The 20,903-nt window shown below is 37.0% G+C and carries 21 protein-coding genes; 6 read left to right on the forward strand and 15 right to left on the reverse strand.

Annotated features, from left to right (window positions below; all coding sequences use genetic code 11):
* Positions 1-26 precede the first annotated feature (26 nt).
* Positions 27-314: a 30S ribosomal protein S6 gene (gene rpsF / locus ABH968_RS10610; protein ID WP_370043990.1), complete on the reverse strand. Its 288-nt coding sequence runs from the start codon at positions 312-314 to the stop codon at positions 27-29.
* Positions 315-490: 176 nt separating this feature from the next.
* Here rpsF and ABH968_RS10615 point away from each other — a divergent pair, with 176 nt between their 5' ends.
* A complete protein-coding gene (locus ABH968_RS10615; RefSeq protein ID WP_370043991.1) occupies positions 491-1,054 on the forward strand; it encodes a DUF3267 domain-containing protein in 564 nt (187 codons plus the stop codon).
* 199 nt (positions 1,055-1,253) lie between these two features.
* Here ABH968_RS10615 and ychF read toward each other — a convergent pair whose 3' ends face one another.
* The 3 genes from ychF to ABH968_RS10630 form a co-directional block, all read right to left on the reverse strand.
* Positions 1,254-2,354, reverse strand: coding sequence for a redox-regulated ATPase YchF (gene ychF / locus ABH968_RS10620; protein ID WP_370043992.1), 1,101 nt, complete (start codon positions 2,352-2,354; stop codon positions 1,254-1,256).
* 445 nt (positions 2,355-2,799) lie between these two features.
* The gene (locus ABH968_RS10625) at positions 2,800-3,000 is read right to left on the reverse strand and encodes a DUF951 domain-containing protein (RefSeq protein WP_370044020.1); all 201 of its coding nucleotides are present in this window, start codon (positions 2,998-3,000) and stop codon (positions 2,800-2,802) included.
* A gap of 1 nt (position 3,001) precedes the next feature.
* Complete coding sequence (locus ABH968_RS10630; protein WP_370043993.1) at positions 3,002-3,886, reverse strand: mechanosensitive ion channel family protein; 885 nt, start codon at positions 3,884-3,886, stop codon at positions 3,002-3,004.
* Positions 3,887-3,979: 93 nt separating this feature from the next.
* Between ABH968_RS10630 and yyaC the strand changes: the two genes are divergently transcribed.
* Positions 3,980-4,612, forward strand: a complete 633-nt coding sequence (gene yyaC / locus ABH968_RS10635; protein WP_370043994.1) for a spore protease YyaC — start codon at positions 3,980-3,982, stop codon at positions 4,610-4,612.
* Here the strand turns inward: yyaC and ABH968_RS10640 are convergent.
* The 11 genes from ABH968_RS10640 to rpmH all read right to left on the reverse strand — a co-directional run bounded on the left by ABH968_RS10640 (position 4,529) and on the right by rpmH (position 15,832).
* Positions 4,529-5,245: a DUF554 domain-containing protein gene (locus ABH968_RS10640; RefSeq protein ID WP_370043995.1), complete on the reverse strand. Its 717-nt coding sequence runs from the start codon at positions 5,243-5,245 to the stop codon at positions 4,529-4,531. The genes yyaC and ABH968_RS10640 overlap by 84 nt on opposite strands.
* A 78-nt stretch (positions 5,246-5,323) precedes the next feature.
* The gene (locus ABH968_RS10645; protein ID WP_370043996.1) at positions 5,324-6,172 is read right to left on the reverse strand and encodes a ParB/RepB/Spo0J family partition protein; all 849 of its coding nucleotides are present in this window, start codon (positions 6,170-6,172) and stop codon (positions 5,324-5,326) included.
* The gene (locus ABH968_RS10650; RefSeq protein ID WP_370043997.1) at positions 6,165-6,926 is read right to left on the reverse strand and encodes a ParA family protein; all 762 of its coding nucleotides are present in this window, start codon (positions 6,924-6,926) and stop codon (positions 6,165-6,167) included. The genes ABH968_RS10645 and ABH968_RS10650 overlap by 8 nt, the downstream gene beginning before the upstream one ends.
* Positions 6,927-7,443: 517 nt before the next feature.
* Positions 7,444-8,349, reverse strand: a complete 906-nt coding sequence (noc, locus tag ABH968_RS10655) for a nucleoid occlusion protein (RefSeq protein ID WP_370043998.1) — start codon at positions 8,347-8,349, stop codon at positions 7,444-7,446.
* Positions 8,350-8,528: 179 nt separating this feature from the next.
* The gene (gene rsmG / locus ABH968_RS10660; RefSeq protein ID WP_370043999.1) at positions 8,529-9,245 is read right to left on the reverse strand and encodes a 16S rRNA (guanine(527)-N(7))-methyltransferase RsmG; all 717 of its coding nucleotides are present in this window, start codon (positions 9,243-9,245) and stop codon (positions 8,529-8,531) included.
* A gap of 148 nt (positions 9,246-9,393) precedes the next feature.
* A complete protein-coding gene (gene mnmG / locus ABH968_RS10665) occupies positions 9,394-11,289 on the reverse strand; it encodes a tRNA uridine-5-carboxymethylaminomethyl(34) synthesis enzyme MnmG (RefSeq protein ID WP_370044000.1) in 1,896 nt (631 codons plus the stop codon).
* A 28-nt stretch (positions 11,290-11,317) separates the two neighbouring features.
* Entirely contained in the window at positions 11,318-12,703 is a 1,386-nt protein-coding gene (gene mnmE, locus ABH968_RS10670; protein ID WP_370044001.1) for a tRNA uridine-5-carboxymethylaminomethyl(34) synthesis GTPase MnmE, read from the reverse strand.
* 689 nt (positions 12,704-13,392) lie between these two features.
* Positions 13,393-14,196, reverse strand: coding sequence for an RNA-binding cell elongation regulator Jag/EloR (gene jag, locus ABH968_RS10675; RefSeq protein WP_370044002.1), 804 nt, complete (start codon positions 14,194-14,196; stop codon positions 13,393-13,395).
* The gene (gene yidC, locus ABH968_RS10680; protein WP_370044003.1) at positions 14,193-14,963 is read right to left on the reverse strand and encodes a membrane protein insertase YidC; all 771 of its coding nucleotides are present in this window, start codon (positions 14,961-14,963) and stop codon (positions 14,193-14,195) included. The genes jag and yidC overlap by 4 nt, the downstream gene beginning before the upstream one ends.
* Before the next feature lie 288 nt (positions 14,964-15,251).
* Positions 15,252-15,596 (reverse strand): ribonuclease P protein component, encoded by a 345-nt coding sequence (gene rnpA / locus ABH968_RS10685; RefSeq protein ID WP_053482947.1) that lies wholly within the window; start codon positions 15,594-15,596, stop codon positions 15,252-15,254.
* Positions 15,597-15,697: 101 nt separating this feature from the next.
* Positions 15,698-15,832 carry a 50S ribosomal protein L34 gene (gene rpmH / locus ABH968_RS10690; protein WP_004233310.1) on the reverse strand — a complete coding sequence of 45 codons (135 nt, stop codon included), beginning with the start codon at positions 15,830-15,832 and terminating at the stop codon, positions 15,698-15,700.
* A gap of 565 nt (positions 15,833-16,397) precedes the next feature.
* Here rpmH and dnaA point away from each other — a divergent pair.
* The 4 genes from dnaA to recF all read left to right on the forward strand — a co-directional run bounded on the left by dnaA (position 16,398) and on the right by recF (position 20,890).
* Positions 16,398-17,747 carry a chromosomal replication initiator protein DnaA gene (dnaA, locus tag ABH968_RS10695; RefSeq protein ID WP_053482948.1) on the forward strand — a complete coding sequence of 450 codons (1,350 nt, stop codon included), beginning with the start codon at positions 16,398-16,400 and terminating at the stop codon, positions 17,745-17,747.
* Between the two features lie 169 nt (positions 17,748-17,916).
* On the forward strand, positions 17,917-19,053 hold the full coding sequence (dnaN, locus tag ABH968_RS10700; RefSeq protein ID WP_370044004.1) for a DNA polymerase III subunit beta: 1,137 nt from the start codon (positions 17,917-17,919) through the stop codon (positions 19,051-19,053).
* A 493-nt stretch (positions 19,054-19,546) separates the two neighbouring features.
* Entirely contained in the window at positions 19,547-19,771 is a 225-nt protein-coding gene (yaaA, locus tag ABH968_RS10705) for a S4 domain-containing protein YaaA (RefSeq protein WP_370044005.1), read from the forward strand.
* A 3-nt stretch (positions 19,772-19,774) separates the two neighbouring features.
* Positions 19,775-20,890, forward strand: a complete 1,116-nt coding sequence (recF, locus tag ABH968_RS10710) for a DNA replication/repair protein RecF (RefSeq protein WP_370044006.1) — start codon at positions 19,775-19,777, stop codon at positions 20,888-20,890.
* Positions 20,891-20,903: the final 13 nt, after the last annotated feature.

Raw genomic sequence — 20,903 nt, forward strand, 5'->3', positions numbered from 1 at the left:
TTCAGCATTTTGTTAAAAATAAATGATTATGCTTCTTGGCGAACAGCAATGTGACGAATGATATCTTCGCTAATGTTAGAAAGACGTGTGTATTCGTTAATTGCTTCTGAAGTAGCGTTTACTTTCACGATTTGGTAGAAACCTTCGCGGAAGTCTTGAATTTCATAAGCTAAGCGGCGTTTGCCCCACTCTTTTGATTCGATGACTTCTGCACCGTTAGAAGTTAAGATTTCGTTGAAACGTTCAACTAAAGCTTTCTTCGCTTCGTCTTCAATGTTCGGACGTACGATGTACATTAATTCGTATTTTCTCATCTGTTTACACCTCCTTATGGACTTAGGCTCTCCTGTACACAGGGAGCAAGGAGTAAGTAATAATTATTACTCACATCAATGAATTGTAACATATAGACGTTTGTCTTTCAAGTCGCAAACAAACAATTCATTCTATATAATGAACTTAATTCATTTATTAATGAAAGGAGATCTTCATGCTACCAGATAAAGAACCTATTGTCATTGAACTCAATATAAAAAAACTAATGTTGGAAAATATCGTTGTCACTAGTGGTCTTGTACTAATATTTATGATGATTCAATATATTTACACTAAAGATCCTTTTTCCATAACATTTTGGAATATGATTATTGGATCCATCCTTTTCGTCATTCTGTATATTGTTTTCATTATCTTACATGAAGCCTTTCATTTAATTGGTTTTATGGTCTTCGGTGGCGTGCCCTTTAAATCATTAAAATACGGCTTAAATTTAGAGCTTGGCGTAGCGTACGCAACAACTGAACAACCGTTACCAAATCATGCAATGAAAAAAGCTTTATTACTTCCATTCTGGACAACTGGCGTCCTCCCGACAATTGCTGGTTTCTATTTTAACAGTACTGTTTTAGTATTAGTGGGAGCTTTTTTAATAGCTGGGGCAGTAGGTGATTTTTCCATGTATAAAGAATTGCGCAAATACCCAAAAAATGCATTCATACAGGATGATCCTCATTTACCTAAGCTTTATGTATATATGCCTGAGGAAAAGAAATAACTGATGCAAGTCACGTTACAAAAAGAATCTGCTTGACTCCAAGCAGATTCTATTATTGCACAAATCTATGGCGTTCAATTTCTAAACCACGTTCTTTTATTTGAAATATGTTCATACTAGCCTACCATCCGGATTGAAAATTCAGATAAGTATATAGACAAAAAAGGCAATCCATTGAAAGATTGCCCCTGTTTGTATTTTACACATTGAAACGGAATAACATAATATCGCCGTCTTGCACTACATATTCTTTACCTTCAAGACGTACTTTACCAGCTTCCTTAGCAGCAGCTTGAGAACCAGCTTCTACTAAATCATCGAAAGCAACTGTTTCTGCACGAATAAATCCACGTTCGAAGTCTGTATGAATGACTCCAGCACATTGTGGTGCTTTCATGCCTTTACGGAATGTCCATGCACGTACCTCTTGTACCCCAGCAGTGAAATAAGTTGCTAGTCCTAGTAAATCATATGAAGTACGGATTAATTGATCTAAACCAGATTCTTTAATGCCTAGTTCTTCTAAGAACATTGCTTTTTCTTCATCATCAAGCTCAGAAATTTCTTCCTCTATTTTTGCACAAATTGTGATAACTTGAGCTCCCTCAGCAGCTGCATACTCACGTACCTTTTGCACATATTCGTTATTATCTGCGTCAGCTACTTCATCTTCTGAAACGTTTGCCACATAAAGCATAGGTTTAATTGTTAAAAGATGAAGTCCTTTAATAACCTTTAGCTCGTCCTCTGAAAGCTCTGCAGCGCGTGCTGGTCGACCGTTTTCTAATTGTTCTTTAATTTTCAGAAGAATTGGTTCTTCAATCATTGCTTCTTTGTCTTTTTGCTTTGCCATTTTGCTAACACGTTGTAATCGCTTATCAACAGATTCTAAATCAGCAAGTGCAAGCTCTAGATTAATGACCTCAATATCGTCAATTGGATCAACTGCACCTGATACGTGTGTAATATTTTCATCTACAAAGCAACGTACTACCTGGCAAATTGCATCTACTTCACGAATATGAGCAAGGAATTTGTTCCCTAAACCTTCGCCTTTTGAAGCGCCTTTTACGATACCAGCAATATCAGTAAACTCAAATGCTGTTGGTACTGTTTTTTTAGGTATTACTAATTCTGTTAATTTATCTAAACGTGCGTCTGGTACTTCAACAATACCGACGTTCGGATCGATTGTTGCGAATGGATAGTTTGCAGCCAATGCGCCCGCTTTTGTAATTGCGTTAAATAATGTTGATTTTCCTACGTTAGGTAAACCAACGATTCCAGCTGTTAATGCCATGAATGGACACAACCTTTCTATGATCTGTTCAAATTTGCTCTTATTTCCCGTTCTAACGGATACGGTGAGGATGCAGAAAGTCCCCACCAATAAATCACTGTATAACCTTATCTATTATATTGATTCACTCATAAAAAGTCTAATACACATCAATTTAGCCTTGGCGTAATTGTAGCTGTCGCTTTGCTTTCGCTACAGATAAACAATGCGTCCAGATTTTGAATTGTGCCCAGGCCTGCACGAGGGCCGACACGATGTCGGTCATTTCGGTAATGCCACAGGACGTGGCATTTTTACCGATGCAGGTCAGTTAGCCGTTTTCGCAGGATGCGAAGGTTTTAGGCTAACATCCTTATATTCATTCCTTTCAAAATCCGTGACATCCACCGGAGGCTTTATCTTCAATCAGTGGGTGTCACTAACACCTACTGATTGAAGATACAAGCTAGTCTTCACTAGCCGAAATTAAAACCTTTTTCATTTTTTTCTCAAATTCGCGGCGTGGAATCATGACACTATGCTGACATCCTTCACATTTAATGCGCACATCCGCCCCCATCCGAATAATCTTCCACTTATTTGTGCCACATGGATGCTGCTTTTTCATTTCAACAATATCGTTTAAACCAAATTTCTTCGCTTCCATATTACTCATTTCTCCCCTCTTCATTTCCATTAACACCATAGAACATCATTTTTGGATGAGCCATTGGAATATTATTTTCTTCAAAGAGTTTTGTAACATCACGACGAATAGTACGAGCCACCCCGTATTGTTGCTGTGGCAATGTTTCTGCGACTATACGAATCGTTACTTCTGTACCCTTAACATTTTGGACACCTAAAAAGACAGGTACTGCTACAAGTTCCTTATGAATGTCAGGTAAAGTATTTAAATACTTTTTAATAATAGATTCAGCTCTTTCAAAATCGGCATCGGTCGTCATTTGTAAATCTATATGAATTTTAGAGTTGTTGACAGAGTAATTGACAACATCACCAATTGAACCATTCGGAATAATAAACTGCTCTCCTGTAGAACCATTAATCTTCGTCGTACGTAAACCTATTTCTATAACAGTTCCTTCAGCTGCATTTATTTTTATATAATCACCAACACCAAATTGATCTTCAAAAATAATAAAGAATCCAGTAATGACATCCTTCACTAAACTTTGCGCACCAAAACCAATGGCTAAACCGACAATCCCTGCTCCAGCTAATAATCCTGCTATCTTAATCTCTAAGATAGAGAGAATAGCAACGATTGCTGAAAAATAAACAACATAGGAAATGACACTTTGTAATAATCTTGAAATTGTTTTTTGTCGACGTTCTGAATGGTCTAAAGGTGAACGCATACGCATTAGAAACACTTTTTTAATAAATTTTTTACCTAATCGGACAGCTAACCACGATGCGATCAAAATAACCGTTATCTTAATTGAAGCAGTCATAATCGTTTCCCAAAGCTTCTCTGACATCAGCTTATCCCATAAGTTACTTAATACCTTTTCACTAAACCAATCCATTATTACCACCTCTTGAATAACTTGCTAAAAATTTGCGTATACTGCATAAAAATCGAGCACTTCTTACAAATAAAAAGGAAAGCGAGTTTTTTTATGAATACTATACCAAAATTGTTACTCCCTTATTCTCTTCATCATGAAAGTAAAAATATCGTTTGGCAATTAAGTACATTATTTTTAGAACATATACCATTTCATCATGAACGCCTTATTTTCTGTTGTATTGGAAGTGACCGTTGTACAGGTGATACACTTGGGCCGTTAACAGGTAGCTTCCTAAAAAAGTCAGTTAGTTTTCCATATGAAATTGTAGGCTCTTTAGACAATCCTTTGCATGCTCTTAATTTAGACACTACTATGCAACAGCTACACAATCATACTATAAAACCTTTCATTATTGCGATTGATGCATGTCTTGGAAGTGAACAAAATGTTGGACATATTTCTGTACAGAACGGACCTATTTTTCCAGGAAAAGCTGTAAAAAAAGAATTACCTCCCATCGGTGATATTTCCATTAAAGGAATAGTCAATGTTGGAGGCTTTATGGAAATGCTTGTTTTACAAAATACAAGACTTCATATTTCCTATGCAATGGCGGAAAAGCTTTCAAGAGCTCTATTGCTCGCTGCACATCGTTATTCACTGAAACATATAGAAGATAGCAACCACAATACCGACAACGATGAGACTTGGCAACAAGTTGGCAGCCTTGATCTTAGTTAAGCCTGCTATATTTAAACCAATGGCAAAAATCATAACACCGCCTACAGCAGTCATTTCATGAATAAACATTTGTAGTGCAGCATCTGGTATAAAGGAGCTGATAACACCTGCAAAAAGTGCAATTAATCCTTGATAGACGAATACAGGTACTGCAGATAATAGCACTCCAACACCTAATGTAGATGCTAATATTATCGATATAAATCCATCGATTAATCCTTTCGTAATAAGTATATTATGATCATTACGCAGACCACTATCGAGTGCACCAATTACGCCCATAGAGCCAACTACAAATATTAAAGAGGCCGTTACAAAACCTTCTGCTATGCCAATTTGATTATTATCAGTACGATTTTTACTAAATAAAGATTCTACCCATTTTCCAAGTCTATTCATTTGCTTATCTAAATCTAACCATTCACCAATTACTGTACCAACCACTAAACTTATCATTAAAATAATAAAATTATCACTTTCAAAGCCCATTTTAATGCCTAAAAGTGCAACTGCTAAACCGATAATTGATAATACAGTAGTCTTCATCGATTCAGGTATATTTTTAAAAATGCGTCCTATCAATGCACCTGCCATAATAAGCAAAGCGTTAATTAATGCCCCTAGTAATACCACGTCCCAACCTTCCTTCTCTCTAGAAAAATAGAGAGCGCCTTGTAGTTCGGCGCTCTGATTACGATATCGATATTTCTCTTATTCTTCCTGTAAATTTAATATTTCTAAAATGCGTTCTAAATCATCTTCAGAATAAAATTCAATTTCAATTTTCCCTTTATTATTAGCTTTCCTAATTTGTACATTTGTTCCAAAGTAATCACGTAACTGTGTTTCCTTAGCTGCCACAAATATATCCTTTTTCTTTGGTTGAGTTGTTTCACGTGAAACTTCTTCATTCAAATTGTGTACTAACATTTCAACTTGCCGTACATTTAATCCTTGTTTAATGACCTTATTTGCCACTTCTGATATTCTTCTTTTATTTTTCAATCCAAGTAACGCTCGTCCTTGTCCCATCGATAGTGTTCCATCATTCATACACTCACGAACATCCTCTGGTAATGCAAGTAAACGAACATGATTAGCAATATGCGGTCTACTTTTCCCTAATCTTTTGGAAAGCTCCTCCTGTGTTAAATGTAAGTTTTCCATTAAGCTTTGATATGCCTCAGCCTCTTCAATAACTGTCAAATCTTCACGCTGTAGATTTTCTAAAATAGCTAGTTCCATCATTTGCGCATCTGATAGCTCTTTTATAATAGCTGGAATAACCTCTAACCCTGCTAATTGAGTTGCTCTATAACGGCGTTCTCCAGCAACGATTTCATATTTGCGTCCTTTTTTACGTACAGCAATTGGCTGTAAAATACCATGTTCCTGTATAGAGTCAGCTAATTCTTGTAAAGTTTCTTCATCGAAAATTTTACGAGGCTGAAATGGGTTTGCGACGATAAGCTCTAATTGTATTTCTTCCACTTGCCCACTTTGTTCTATAGACTCTCCAGGAAATAATGCACCTATGCCTCTTCCTAAACCTCTAGCCATTTTTAATCACTTCCCTCGCCATCTCTAAATACACTTCTGCACCTCTTGATTTTGCGTCATAAATGATAATTGGCTGCCCATGACTTGGAGCCTCACTTAATCGCACATTACGAGGAATAATTGTTTTGTATACTTTATCTTGGAAATATTTTTTTACTTCATCAATAACTTGTAAGCCTAGGTTTGTTCGTGCATCAAGCATCGTCAGCAATACACCGTCAATGTATAATTGCTGATTTAAATGTTTTTGCACTAAACGGACAGTTGATAATAACTGACTTAACCCCTCTAATGCATAATATTCGCATTGTACAGGAATAATGAGCGCATCTGAAGCAGTTAAAGCATTAATTGTTAGTAGCCCTAACGAAGGCGGGCAATCAATAATAATATAATCATAGTCTTCTTTTACATCTTGAAGTGCATGCTTTAAACGTACTTCTCTGGAAATTGTCGAAACTAATTCAATTTCTGCTCCTGCTAGTGAAATGGTTGCGGGAACGATTGCTAAGTTTTCTACATTTGTTTGTTGAATGACATTTTTAACGTTTTCATCATCAATTAATACATCATAAATACAACCTTGAAGTTCTCCCTTATTAACGCCAAGCCCACTCGTTGTATTTCCTTGTGGATCAGTATCGATTAAGAGCACTTTCTTCCCTAGATATGCTAGACAAGCGCTCAAATTGACCGATGTCGTTGTTTTCCCTACGCCACCCTTTTGATTGGCGATTGCTATAATTCTACCCATTTAAAAGCACCTGCTTTCATCTATCAAAGGTTCACTTTGATAAATCATTTGTAAAATCACTGATCAATTATGCCTCGGCATAATTGTGTCCGGATTCGGCTTTGTGCTTAGGCCTGCACGATGCAGGTCAGTTAGCCGTTATCGCATGGATGCGATGATTTTAGGCTAACATCCTCTAAGCACTCCTTTCCGAATCCGTGACATCCGCCGGAGGCTTTAACTTCTTTCAGCGGATGTTTGGACACCCGCTGAAAAGTAACTTAAACCCGCATTCATATTACCACTTATAGAGGTGAGAGACTTCTGTACCTGTCGCTACGCTTTCGGTACAAAAAACACTTGCTGAAAGAAGTTAAATACCTCTATCTTACTTTCATTCTATCAAAAAAACAGAAAATAGTTGTATAAAATATTAAGAATATATACAAAAAAGGAGACATCTCAGAAATATTACTGAGATGCCTCCTTTGTACAGAGATATAAAAGTCATTTTTTTATTTTTCTAATATAATTCCGATCACGACTTAAGACTTTTCTTTTTAGGTATTTTCACTGTAATTTGATAATATTCCTCTGTATCTTCTTCTTCAGTCTTAACTGTTATACCGCTCTTTGTTACCATAGATAACGATTGTTTAATCGTATTTAAAGCAATACGTACGTCTTTACTAATGGCCTTACGTTTCGGCTTTACTTTCTTCGGTTCCGCTTCTTCTTGAACTTCTGCCTCTGGATGTAATAAAGAATAAATCTGCTCTTCTAACTGACGAACGTTCCAATCATTTTCAATCGTTTGTTGTAAAACTTCTAGCTGTAATGGCTGATCTTTAATTGCAATTAATGCTCGTGCATGTCGTTCAGAGATTTCACGCTTCAAAATAGCTTGCTGCACTTCTTCAGGCAGCTTTAATAAACGTAATTTATTAGCTACCGTGGATTGTCCTTTTCCAAGTCGTTGGGCTAAAGCTTCTTGTGTCAGCTCATGAAGCTCTAATAATTTTTGATAGGCAACAGCTTCTTCAATTGATGTTAATTCCTCACGCTGTAGGTTCTCAATTAACGCGATAGAGGCTGTTTCCTTATCAGTTAAATTTCTTATAATTGCCGGAACTTCTGTCCATTGTAGCTTTTTCATTGCTCGATAACGACGCTCACCAGCAATGATTTCATATTGATTTTCTGCTGTTTTACGTACAACGATTGGCTGAATCACACCATGCGTATGAATGGTTCTTGATAATTCTTCAATTTTTTCATCATCAAAAATAGTACGTGGCTGAAAACGGTTAGGCACAATTTGATCAATAGGCAGCTTTATAACCTCTTCTGCTGCATGAACCGCCTCTGCTTGTTCTACTTCATTTTTCACAATAGGCTCAGTTTTATTCCCGCCTCCAAAAAAACGTGAAAAAGGACTTTTCATCCAAGTGGCACCACCTTTAAGTAACTATCTTGCTCTGTTTTATTCTATTATTATTTATTATATTTCTTAAAATGTATATAGTTCATAGATGTCATTTGCGTGAACCACCCATAACTAGTATGTATGCTCAAAATAGAAAAAATATTTTCTACTTTGAGAAGTTTCACATGAAACACTAATTATTGAATCGGTGTTTTATTTGGTACACCTGGTTTACGCGGATATTTTTTTGGTGTTCCTTTTATTTTATCAAAGATATATAAAATACGGTCACTTTCTTCAACAGGTAGCTGGAAAGAAAATTCTTCTTTTAGTGCAACCCCTAATGTAGCCAATGCTTTTTTTGCATCTTTTAACTCTTCCGCACCAGCTGCTGCTTTTAAAGCAACAAAATAGCCACCTTGCTTTGCTAGTGGGACACATAACTCCGATAAGACCGATAATCGGGCTACCGCACGAGCTGTTACAACATCAAACTGTTCACGATATTTCGCATTTTGAGCAAATTCCTCTGCACGGGCATGTACAAAATGCATATTCTCTAATTGTAACTCATCACTTAAATGATTTAAAAATGTAATTCTTTTATTTAAAGAATCGACAATTGTTACATGTAAATGTGGGAAGCAGATTTTAATTGGAATACTTGGGAAACCAGCACCTGCTCCAACATCACAAACTGTCGTCACTTTTGAAAAATCAAAATAGAAAGAGGCACTAATCGAATCATAAAAGTGCTTTAAATAAACACCTTCTATATCAGTAATAGCAGTTAAGTTCATCTTTTCATTCCACTCAACAAGTAACTCAAAGTATTTTTTGAATTGAGCCAACTGCTTTTCAGAAAGTTCAATGCCCTTCTTCTTTAGAGCCTCGATAAATTGTTGTTCGTTCATGTAAAGTCTCCTTTTTCTAACTGGCTTGACTATCCCTATTATTGATTTGTAAGCATGTACTCATCAACTATGTAAAGATAGCATAGCCTTAAAAATAGGAAGCGGGCACAAAGGTATGCCCGCCTCTTATTCACTTTACTGTTGTTAATTATTCACCGCTGACGCGTGCGATTTTACCTTGCTCAATATAAACAAGTAATATTGAAATATCTGCTGGGTTTACACCAGAGATTCGCGATGCTTGAGCAATGGAAAGTGGTGTAACTTGTTTTAATTTTTGTCGAGCTTCTGTTGCTAGACCTGAAATAGCGTCATAATCAATATTTTCAGGGATTTTTTTATTCTCCATTTTATGAAGCTTTTCAACTTGTTGTAATGCTTTTTCAATATAACCTTCATATTTAAGCTGAATTTCAATTTGTTCCTTCACTTCATCCGAAAGCTCTATGTCTGCTGGAATTAACGAAGAAATTAATTCATAATGCATTTCTGGACGTTTTAATAAATCCGCTCCACGAATACCGTCTTTTAGCTCACTACCACCTACAGAGCGAATAGCAGCTTGTGTTGCTTCATTTGGTTTAATAATAACTTCACGAAGACGTGCAATTTCGTTTTCAATCAGCTCTTTTTTCTCATTGAATGTTGCATATCTTTCCTCAGTAAGCATTCCCATATTATAACCTAGCTCTACCAAACGTAAATCTGCGTTATCATGACGAAGTAGTAAACGATATTCTGCACGAGATGTTAGTAAGCGATACGGTTCATTTGTTCCTTTTGTCACTAGATCATCAATTAAAACGCCAATATAAGCATCTGAACGACTTAAGATTAATTCTGCTTTATCAAGCACATTAGCAGCAGCGTTCATCCCCGCCATTAAGCCTTGAGCTGCTGCTTCCTCGTAACCTGATGTTCCGTTGATTTGACCAGCAGTATACAAGCCTTTAATACGTTTTGTTTCTAAAGTTGGCCACAATTGTGTTGGCACGATTGCATCGTACTCAATAGCATAACCAGCACGCATCATTTCTGCTTTTTCTAAGCCTGGAATTGATTTTAGTAAACGTGTTTGTACATGTTCTGGTAAGCTAGTTGATAAACCTTGTACATATACTTCACGTGTATTGCGACCTTCTGGCTCTAAGAAGATTTGGTGGCGCGGTTTATCGTTAAATCGCACAACTTTGTCTTCAATAGAAGGGCAATAACGTGGGCCCGTACCTTTAATCATCCCTGAGTACATCGGTGAAAGATGTAGGTTTGCCTCGATAATTTCATGTGTTTCTAGGCTTGTATAAGTTAACCAGCAAGGTAGCTGATCCATGATGAATTCAGTTGTTTCAAAACTGAATGCACGTGGAACATCATCTCCAGGTTGAATTTCTGTTTTATCATAATCAATGGTACGGCTATTCACTCGTGGTGGTGTACCTGTTTTAAAACGCACAAGGTCAAAGCCAAGCTCTTTTAAGTTATCTGCTAAACGAATGGACGGTTGTTGGTTATTAGGACCACTTGAATATTTTACGTCTCCAATAATGATTTCACCACGAAGGAATGTACCTGTTGTGACTACAACTGTTTTAGCGCGGTAAATAGCACCGATTTGTGTAATAACACCTGTTACTTCCCCGTCTTCAATTATTAGCTCTTCCACCATTCCTTGGTGAATTGTTAAGTTTTCAGTTTCCTCCAACGTACGTTTCATTTCTTGTTGGTATAAAACTTTGTCCGCTTGTGCACGTAATGCACGCACAGCAGGACCTTTTCCTGTATTTAACATACGCATTTGAATATGCGTTTTATCAATAACTTTCCCCATGACGCCACCTAATGCGTCAATTTCTCGTACTACGATTCCTTTGGCAGGACCACCAATGGATGGATTGCATGGCATAAATGCAATCATATCTACATTGATTGTTAACATCAGTGTGTTAGCACCCATTTTGGCAGCAGCGTGTGCAGCTTCAGAACCTGCGTGACCTGCGCCAATTACGATAACATCAAACGTGCCTGCCTCATATTTTGTTGGCATAGCTCGTATCTTCCTTTCTTTAGTAAAATTATTTCCCTAAGCAGAACTGTGAAAATAACTGATTAATTAGGCTTTCTTGTACAGTGTCACCGATAATTTCACCAAGTATTTCCCATGTTCTTGTGACATCTATTTGCACCATATCAACAGGTACACCAGCTTGTGCTCCAGCTAATGCATCCTCGACCGTTGCTTGTGCTTGATGTAGTAAAGCAATATGTCTTGCATTTGAAACATATGTTAAATCGCCCGCTTCAATTTGCCCTTCAAAGAACAACGCGGCAATCGCTTCCTCTAGCTCTGTGATACCCTCTTCCTGTAAAAGAGAAGTTGTCACAACGCGATGATTGCCTGCTAGCTCTTTGACGCGAGCTACATCAATTTTTTGCGGTAGATCTGTTTTATTGACAATAACGATGTAATCCATCGCTTGAATTGTTTCGAATAGACGCTCATCCTCGGCAGTCAATTCCTCTGCGTAGTTTAAAACAAATAAAATTAAATCTGCGCCACGCAACGCCTCACGTGAACGTTCAACACCAATTCGTTCGACGATATCCTCTGTCTCTCGAATACCAGCTGTATCGACTAAACGAAGCGGAACACCACGTACATTCACGTACTCTTCTATAATATCACGAGTTGTACCCGCTATATCTGTCACAATAGCCTTATTCTCCTGTACTAAACTATTTAAAAGAGAAGATTTCCCAACGTTTGGGCGGCCTAAAATAACAGTTGATAGACCCTCTCGTAATATTTTCCCCTGAGAAGATGTTTGCAAAAGTTTAATAATTTCATTTCGTACCCATGTACATTTTTCTACTAATACCGGTACCGTCATCTCTTCTACATCATCATACTCCGGATAATCTATATTAACCTCTACTTGCGCTAATGTCTCTAGTAATGCTTGGCGTAAGTCACCTATTAAACGCGATAATTTGCCATCCATTTGTCCCAACGCTACATTCATCGCTCTATCAGTTTTCGCTCTTATTAAATCCATGACTGCTTCAGCCTGTGATAAATCGATACGTCCATTTAAGAATGCGCGTTTTGTAAATTCACCTGGCTCGGCAAGTCTTGCTCCATTTGTTAATGCTAGCTTTAATACACGGTTCACCGAAACTAGTCCCCCGTGACAGTTAATTTCGATTACATCCTCACGGGTGAATGTTTTAGGTCCGCGCATTAATGACAGCATTACTTCCTCTACAACCTCATTTGTTTTTGGATCGACCAAATGTCCATAATGAATTGTATGTGAAGCCTTCGTTGTTAAACTTTTCTCACCAGGCGATCTGAATATTTTATCTGCAATTGCGACTGCTTCGTCCCCACTTAAGCGAACAATAGCAATAGCTCCTTCACCCATCGGTGTGGATATCGCAGCAATTGTATCGAACTCCATTTAATGACCTCCTTAACGTTATCCACATGTGGATAAATAAAAACCGACCAATACTTACTAACACCTTAGACTAACATATTTTCTGCAAAATCTAAAGTAAGGATAATTTCCAATTGTGGATAATAAGAAAGCTCTACATTATAGCACGTATTTCGACAAAAGTTGCGAACGCTAGAAAGTTAAATCTTTAACCTAAACGAAAACTATACCCTCTGTTGTCCACAATTAAAAATCTTATAGTTAGTTGCTTTAACAGATAAAAAATCAAAATGGTCGATGGAATCTTTGTAAATGTTGTGGCGCTTTAAATGAGGGTGATTTCCGTTCCAGGCTGGGCGACTCCTTGGGGATTAGCGTCACAGATGAGACCCTGGAGCGAGCAGATAGGGGAACGAAGGCGTTATCACGTCCTGTGATAACGCCTTCGTGACCAACATCGTGTTGGCCCAAGCGGCTCATCGGACGCCCCCCAGGAAGCTTTGCTCTGTGCGAAAGCGTAGCGACAGCAACAACAAAGCGCCCAGTCGGAGCGGAAATCAACCCCTCGTTTTGCCGAAGAGCCATACTTTCTTTAATAGAACACCTTAATTTCACTGACATAATAGTTTTTCAACAACATAAAAAGTCATTTTATCATGACGATAAAATGACTTTAGCTTTGCCTGTATGTTTTTTACGAAGTTTAGTCGTTACTTTACAGGTTCAATGACTAAATAACGATTAGGCTCCGTTCCTTCTGAATATGTTTCAATATCAAGGCGATTTGCCAATTGATTATGAATAATTTTTCTTTCGTACGACTGCATTGGCTCAAATGTCACACGCTGATTTAAGCGAAGTGCTTTATCTGCCATACGATCTGCCAGTAACTCCAAAGCTACTTGACGACGTTCACGATAGTTTTCTACGTCTAATTTCACCATTAAGAACTGTTTGGCACTTTTATTTAACACAAGTTGTGTTAATTGCTGCAAGGAATTTAATGTTTGACCACGTTTCCCTATTAGCAGTGCAGCTTTCTCGCTCTTCAGTTGAAATAATACATATTTCCCTTCACGTGTCGTTTCAATTTCAAGATCATGAATATCCAATTGTTCAGCAATATTTACTACATAAGTCTTTGCTTCTTCAATTGGGTTTACCGAGGTTTGTTCTTCCTCTTTTTGTTCCTCTACGACTTGTTGAACAGCTTCGATATCACTTGGTTGTTCAGAAACTTGTGAACTTATTGCTTCAACATCATCTATTACTGTTGGTTCGACAAATTGAATCGTATTTTGCTGTTCAGCTATTTCTTCTTCAATTGTTGATCGAACCTGTACTTCCTTTACTGTTACACGAACTTCTGCAGATCGTGCCCCAAAACCTAAAAATCCTTTTTTACCTTCTTGTAAAACTTCAACATCTACTTGTTCGCGGGTTTTGCCAAGTTTCTGTAACGCCAATGAGATCGCTTCTTGTGTTGTTGCGCCTATTTGCGTAAGTTGTTTCACTTTTTAGCCCCTCCATTTTGAGCAGGTTGTGTTTTATTTTTCTCCCAAGGTTTGTAAATAAACAGGTTTTGAGCAATCGAAATAATGTTACCGACTACCCAGTATAATGATAATGCTGCTGGCAATGCCATACCGAAAGCAATAATCATAAATGGCATAATGTACATCATTATTTTCATTTGAGGGTTATCCATCGCTGGGCCCGTACGTAAAACGATAAATTGCATTATACCAGCAGTAATTGCTAGTGCCGGTGCTGTTTCTGCTAATGGGAAAATAAAGAAATTTCCTAAATCAAAAGCAGGTGTAGCATTCATACGACTAATCGCATGGTAGAAACCAATTAAAATTGGCATTTGAATGAATACAGGTAAACATCCAGCAATTGGATTGACACCAGACTCACTCATAAGCTGCATCATCTCTTTTTGATACTGTTGCTGTGTCTGTGCATCCTTAGAAGCATACTTCTTTTGCAATTCCTTCAATTTTGGCTGAATTTCTTGCATTTTTTTAGAGCTCTTTGTTTGTTTAATCATCAATGGAAGAACGGCTAAACGAATAATAATCGTTACAACAATGATCCCCCATGCATATGAACCGAGCAAATCAGCAAAGTATTTTATCGCTGACACTAAAGGCCAAACAATGAATTCATTCCAGAAGCCTGTGCTTTCTTTGGAGATTGGTTCTTTGAATTCTGTACAACCAGAAAGTAGCAATGCTACTGATGCTAGCGACAAAATTACCCAAAGTTGTTTCTTCAACCTTTTTCCCCCTACAAATACTATTCACTTTTTCTAAAACTATATGCGTTCTCTTCTTTATACATTTACAGTTTCCTGCAACTGAATAAAGTTATCAGTTATTTTATCATGCATATATCGTTTCACTCTACTAAATATTCTAACAATGTGCACATATTTACTAAGTAATGTTACTAATAATTCATATATTGCAGTGAAAATCCATTTAGAAATACCCCGGTGAGTATTTTCAGCGATTTCACTTTTGCGCAGAAACGCTTCTATTCACCACTTTGGTTGCCATTCATATTACGTCTTCTTTAATACTTTTGCGATTCGTAGTACATGCTGCAAACCCTGTTTTACTTCATGAAAATCCATAGTGGCCGCCGGTTGTCTGGCGATAATAACATAGTCCATATTCGACTTTAACTCATCCTTTAATTCATGAATACTTTGTCGAATATAGCGTTTGATCTGGTTGCGTGTTACTGCATTCCCAAGCTTTTTACTAACCGATAATCCTACACGAAATTCTGTTTGTCCCTCTTTTTCTAAAAAATATACGACAAACTGACGATTAGCGAAAGATTTACCCTTTTTAAACACCTTTTGAAAATCATCGTTTTTTTTCACTCGTTGGCGTTTTTTCATTTCTTTCACCTGCTACTCGATAATTATCCTTTGATCCTCATTTCTAGGTTTACCAAAAATAAAGAAAAAAAAGACCACTGATGTGTCTCAGTGGACTTATTTTATGCTGATAATACTTTTCTTCCTTTACGACGGCGAGCAGCAAGAACTTTGCGACCGTTTTTCGTGCTCATACGTGCGCGGAAACCGTGAACTTTGCTGTGCTTACGTTTTTTTGGTTGGTAAGTACGTTTCATTTATATAGACACCTCCTGATTGAGTTGAATTTTTCAACATACAGACCTGAATATTATATAAAGTAACTAGTGATTTTGTCAATGAATTTTATAAATTTCTATATTTAAGCGAATCTATGTCTATCTTTTACTACGATCATCTTCTACTGAAACAAATATAAATTATCCACAGAGTACTTGTTTTTTTTACACAGAGCTGTGTATAGTATTTTTTGCATTATTTTTTATCCACAACATTTATCTACATCTTTTTCACATAAGCAGACCTTGTGGACAACTTGGAAGTGCATAAATGAAAGGTGTGTGGATAAGTTTCGCAAACTATTGAAATAGCTTTGTTTTTCTGATACGATATCTGTGCTTCACTTTGTTGAAAACTGAAATTAACTTTTATCTTATCCACAACTGTTGATATGCTGTGGATAATTTTTATCACAGCCTTTGGTTAACTTTTATCCACAACTTGTGAGTTTGTGGACTAGTTGTAAAAATGAACGTATTTACCGTTTCTATAAATGCGCTTTTATTATTGTAATTGTATTGAACTGTAAAGGAGATTAGCAGCTTGGAACATTTAGAAGAACTATGGAATAATGTCCTGGCTCAAGTTGAACAAAAAATTTCTAAACCAAGCTTCGAAACGTGGCTAAAGTCTACAAAACTACTTTCCTACAATGGTAGTGGTTCTACTGTGACAATTGCTGCGCCAAATTCGTTTGCTCGAGACTGGCTTGAAAATCATTATATTCATTTGATTACAGGTATATTAACGGAGCTTACAGGCGAAGACTTGCTTATTAAGTTTGTTGTTCAAAAAAACCAGGATTCGGACGATTTCGATTTACCAGCGCCGATTATCCAAGCAAAAAATAACGAACACCATGATATTTCACCAGGTATGTTAAACCCGAAGTATACTTTTGATACGTTTGTTATTGGCTCTGGTAACCGCTTTGCACATGCTGCCTCGCTAGCTGTCGCAGAAGCGCCTGCGAAGGCTTATAACCCATTTTTTATCTATGGGGGAGTAGGACTTGGCAAAACACACTTAATGCATGCGATTGGTCATTATGTACTGGAACATAACCCAAATGCAAAGGTGGTATATTTATCATCTGAAAAATTTACAAATGAATTTATTAACTCAATTCGTGATAATAAGGCTCTTGATTTCCGCAATAAATATCGCAATGTAGATGTACTGCTAATTGATGATATTCAATTTCTAGCTGGAAAAGAATCAACTCAGGAAGAATTTTTCCATACTTTTAATACATTGCATGAAGAATCGAAACAAATTGTTATTTCCAGTGACCGTCCTCCTAAGGAAATACCGACATTGGAAGATCGTTTACGTTCTCGATTCGAATGGGGACTAATTACAGATATTGCACCTCCTGATTTGGAAACTCGTATCGCCATTCTTCGAAAAAAAGCAAAGGCTGATGGTCTAGAAGTGCCAAATGAAGTCATGCTCTATATTGCGAACCAGATTGACTCCAATATTCGGGAGCTTGAAGGTGCGCTTATTCGCGTCGTTGCCTACTCATCACTTGTTAACAAGGATATTAATGCAACTTTGGCTGCTGAAGCATTAAAGGATATTATTCCTAATTCAAAGCCACGAACTGTCACGATATTAGACATTCAAAATGCAGTAGGAGAGCATTTTAACATTCGTTTAGAGGATTTTGTCGCGAAAAAACGTACAAAGTTAATTGCCTTCCCGCGTCAAGTCGCCATGTTTTTATCTCGCGAATTAACAGATTTCTCGCTGCCGAAAATTGGCGAAGAATTTGGTGGACGTGACCATACTACTGTTATCCATGCGCACGAAAAAATATCTTCTTTGTTGAAAAATGACGTTCAGCTACAGCAAGATATTAAACAAATTCGAAGCATGCTAGGGAAATAATGCTGTGGACAACACAAACATTTAAACACAAACTTATACACAGTCTATCTACATGTGGATAGACTGATTTTATTCACTTGAAAGCACTTATCCACAAATCCACAGGACCTATTACTATATCTTCTTTATTTTATATAAATAAATAATATAAATATGTGAGGGAAAACGAATGAAATTTGATATTTTACGTGACCGTTTATTAGAGGGTTTAAATGATGTCATGAAAGCCGTAAGTTCAAAAACAACTATTCCAATTTTAACGGGGATAAAAATTGATGTAACAGATGAGGGTATTCGCTTAACAGGTAGTGATGCTGATATTACAATTCAAACATTTATTCCAGTTGAAGAAGATGGCCAACAAATAATTCATATTACAGAAACAGGATCAATTGTTGTACAAGCTCGTATGTTTAATGAAATTGTACGTAAGTTACCAACAAATGAGGTTGAAATTCAAGTAACAACTGGTTTCCAAACTCATATCCGTTCAGGTAAATCTGAATTCCATTTAATTGGCTCAGATGCTGCTGAATATCCTTTATTACCCGAATTAACAGAGGATCAAAAATTTACTATTCCTGCTGATCTATTAAAGTCGATTATCCGTGAAACAGTATTCGCTGTTGCCACTTCAGAAAGTAGACCAGTGTTGACAGGTGTAAACTGGCAGATAAAAAACGAAACATTAATCTGTGTTGCAACAGATAGCCACCGTTTGGCAAGACGTAAAGTTCAACTGGAAAATTTACCTGAAGTTGAACATAGCGTTGTAATTCCTGGTAAAAGTTTAAATGAGTTAAATAAAGTTTTAGAGGATTCTACAAATCTTGTGCAAATTGTTATGACAAGCCAGCAAGTGTTATTTAAAACTGGAGAAGTGTTATTCTTCTCTCGCTTACTTGAAGGTAACTACCCAGATACATCACGTTTAATTCCAGAAGAGTATCAAACAAATCTAACAATTAACGGTAAATCATTATTACAAGCGATCGATCGTGCATCTCTTGTTGCTCGTGGCGATCGTAATAATGTTGTACGTTTTGAGATTTTAGATAATCAAGCTGTCGAAGTTTCTTCTAATTCTCCAGAAATCGGTAAGGTTCAAGAGGAAATTCCTGTTGAATCATTAGAAGGGGAGAACTTAAAAATTTCTTTCAGTGCGAAATACATGATGGAAGCTTTGAAAGCAATAGATGGTCAAGATGTTGTCATTCAATTTACAGGAGCAATGAGACCATTTATTTTACGTTCAGTTCATGACGATGCTATTTTACAGTTGATTTTACCTGTACGTACTTATTAAGAATTAACTTCTTTCAGCAAATGTTTTATGTAACGTAAGTGAAACGGCAGTTACAATTATTTTCTGTAGCGAAAGCAAAGCGACAGGTACAGAAGTCTCTCACCTCTATAGGCGGGAGATGAATGCGGGTTTAAGTTACTTTTCAGCGGGTGTCCAAACACCTGCTGAACTAGAGTAACTCAGTCTAAAAACGCCATATCCTGTGACAATTTATCTGTGCGAAAGCGCAGCGACAGCAACACACGACTGAGTGACCAACATCATGCTGCTGTCGCTACGTTAGCACTACGCTTTCGCGCAAAAACATCTGTTGGCCTAAAGCCTCCGGCGGATGTCAATTTTTGTTGGAGAGAATAAACTCCATAATTTCAAGCTCTAAATGCTTTGAAAAACTTTTTGGTAGTCGCTAGTTGCGGCTATCTTTTTTTACTTATGGCGAATATTTAGGTATGATAGAGAGATAGACAGTCTGTATTTGGAGGGGAACTCAACTATGAAGGACATTGAAATTGATGTAGAGTTTGTCACATTAGGGCAACTTTTAAAAATGACCGATGCCATTAGCTCTGGTGGCATGGCGAAGTGGTTTTTACACGAAAATGAAGTATATGTAAATGGAGAAGTAGATGATCGCCGCGGTCGTAAATTACGTGACGGTGACATTGTAAATATTCCTGGATGTGGTCGATTTCGTATCGTTGGAACCACTGGACAGTAAATTATGCATATAGAGCAGTTAAAACTTACAAATTACCGTAACTATGATGCCTTAGCTTTAAACTTCTCTCCAAAAATTAATGTTTTTATTGGTGAAAATGCTCAAGGAAAAACAAATGTTATGGAATCTATTTACGTATTAGCGATGGCTAAATCCCATCGAACGACGAACGATAAAGAATTAATACGTTGGGATTCAGACTATGGTAAAATAGAAGGGGCCGTTCAAAAACGGCATGGTATTTTACCGATTGAGCTTACGATTACGAAAAAAGGCAAAAAAGGTAAGATAAATCACATAGAACAAAGTCGACTCAGTCATTATATTGGCCAAATGAATGTCGTGATGTTTGCACCCGAAGATTTAAACGTTGTAAAGGGAAGTCCGCAAATACGCCGACGTTTTATTGATATGGAGATTGGGCAAATTTCGCCTGTCTATTTACATGATTTATTAACCTTTCAAAAAATTTTAAAGCAACGTAACCATTTTTTAAAAATGAATCAAGGTAAAACAATGCCAGATGACGTGATGTACGAAGTTTATAATGAACAATATATTCACGCAGCTACCCAAATTATTCGAAAAAGATTTCAATTTATGGATTTATTGCAGGAGTGGGCAGAGCCAATTCACGCTGGTATTTCACAAGGAAAAGAAACGTTAGCTATTAAATACCGCACAGTAGCTGGTATTGAAAAAGAACTTACTTCTAGTGAAATTGAAGGCTTCTTGCATAAAAAGCTAATAGAAGCTAAGGAACGTGAATTTGATCGAGGTGTAACACTAGTTGGTCCGCACCGAGACGATTTGCAGTTTTTAGTAAATGGCTATGATGTTCAGACATATGGTTCACAAGGCCAGCAACGTACAACCGCTCTTTCATTAAAACTTGCTGAAATCGAATTAATTAAACAAGAAACAAATGAAACACCCATACTACTTTTAGATGATGTATTGTCGGAACTCGACGATTATCGCCAATCGCATTTATTAAATACCATTCAAGGTGAAGTTCAAACTTTTGTTACGACTACAAGTGTTGATGGAATTCATCATGAAACGATGGAGCATGCACAGCTGTTTCACGTGAAACAAGGAGCGATTGAAGAAAGTTAGCCCGGGAGTTTTT

Origin of the sequence: Lysinibacillus sp. RC79 (genome assembly GCF_041262405.1) — a bacterium.
Lineage (GTDB): Bacteria > Bacillota > Bacilli > Bacillales_A > Planococcaceae > Lysinibacillus.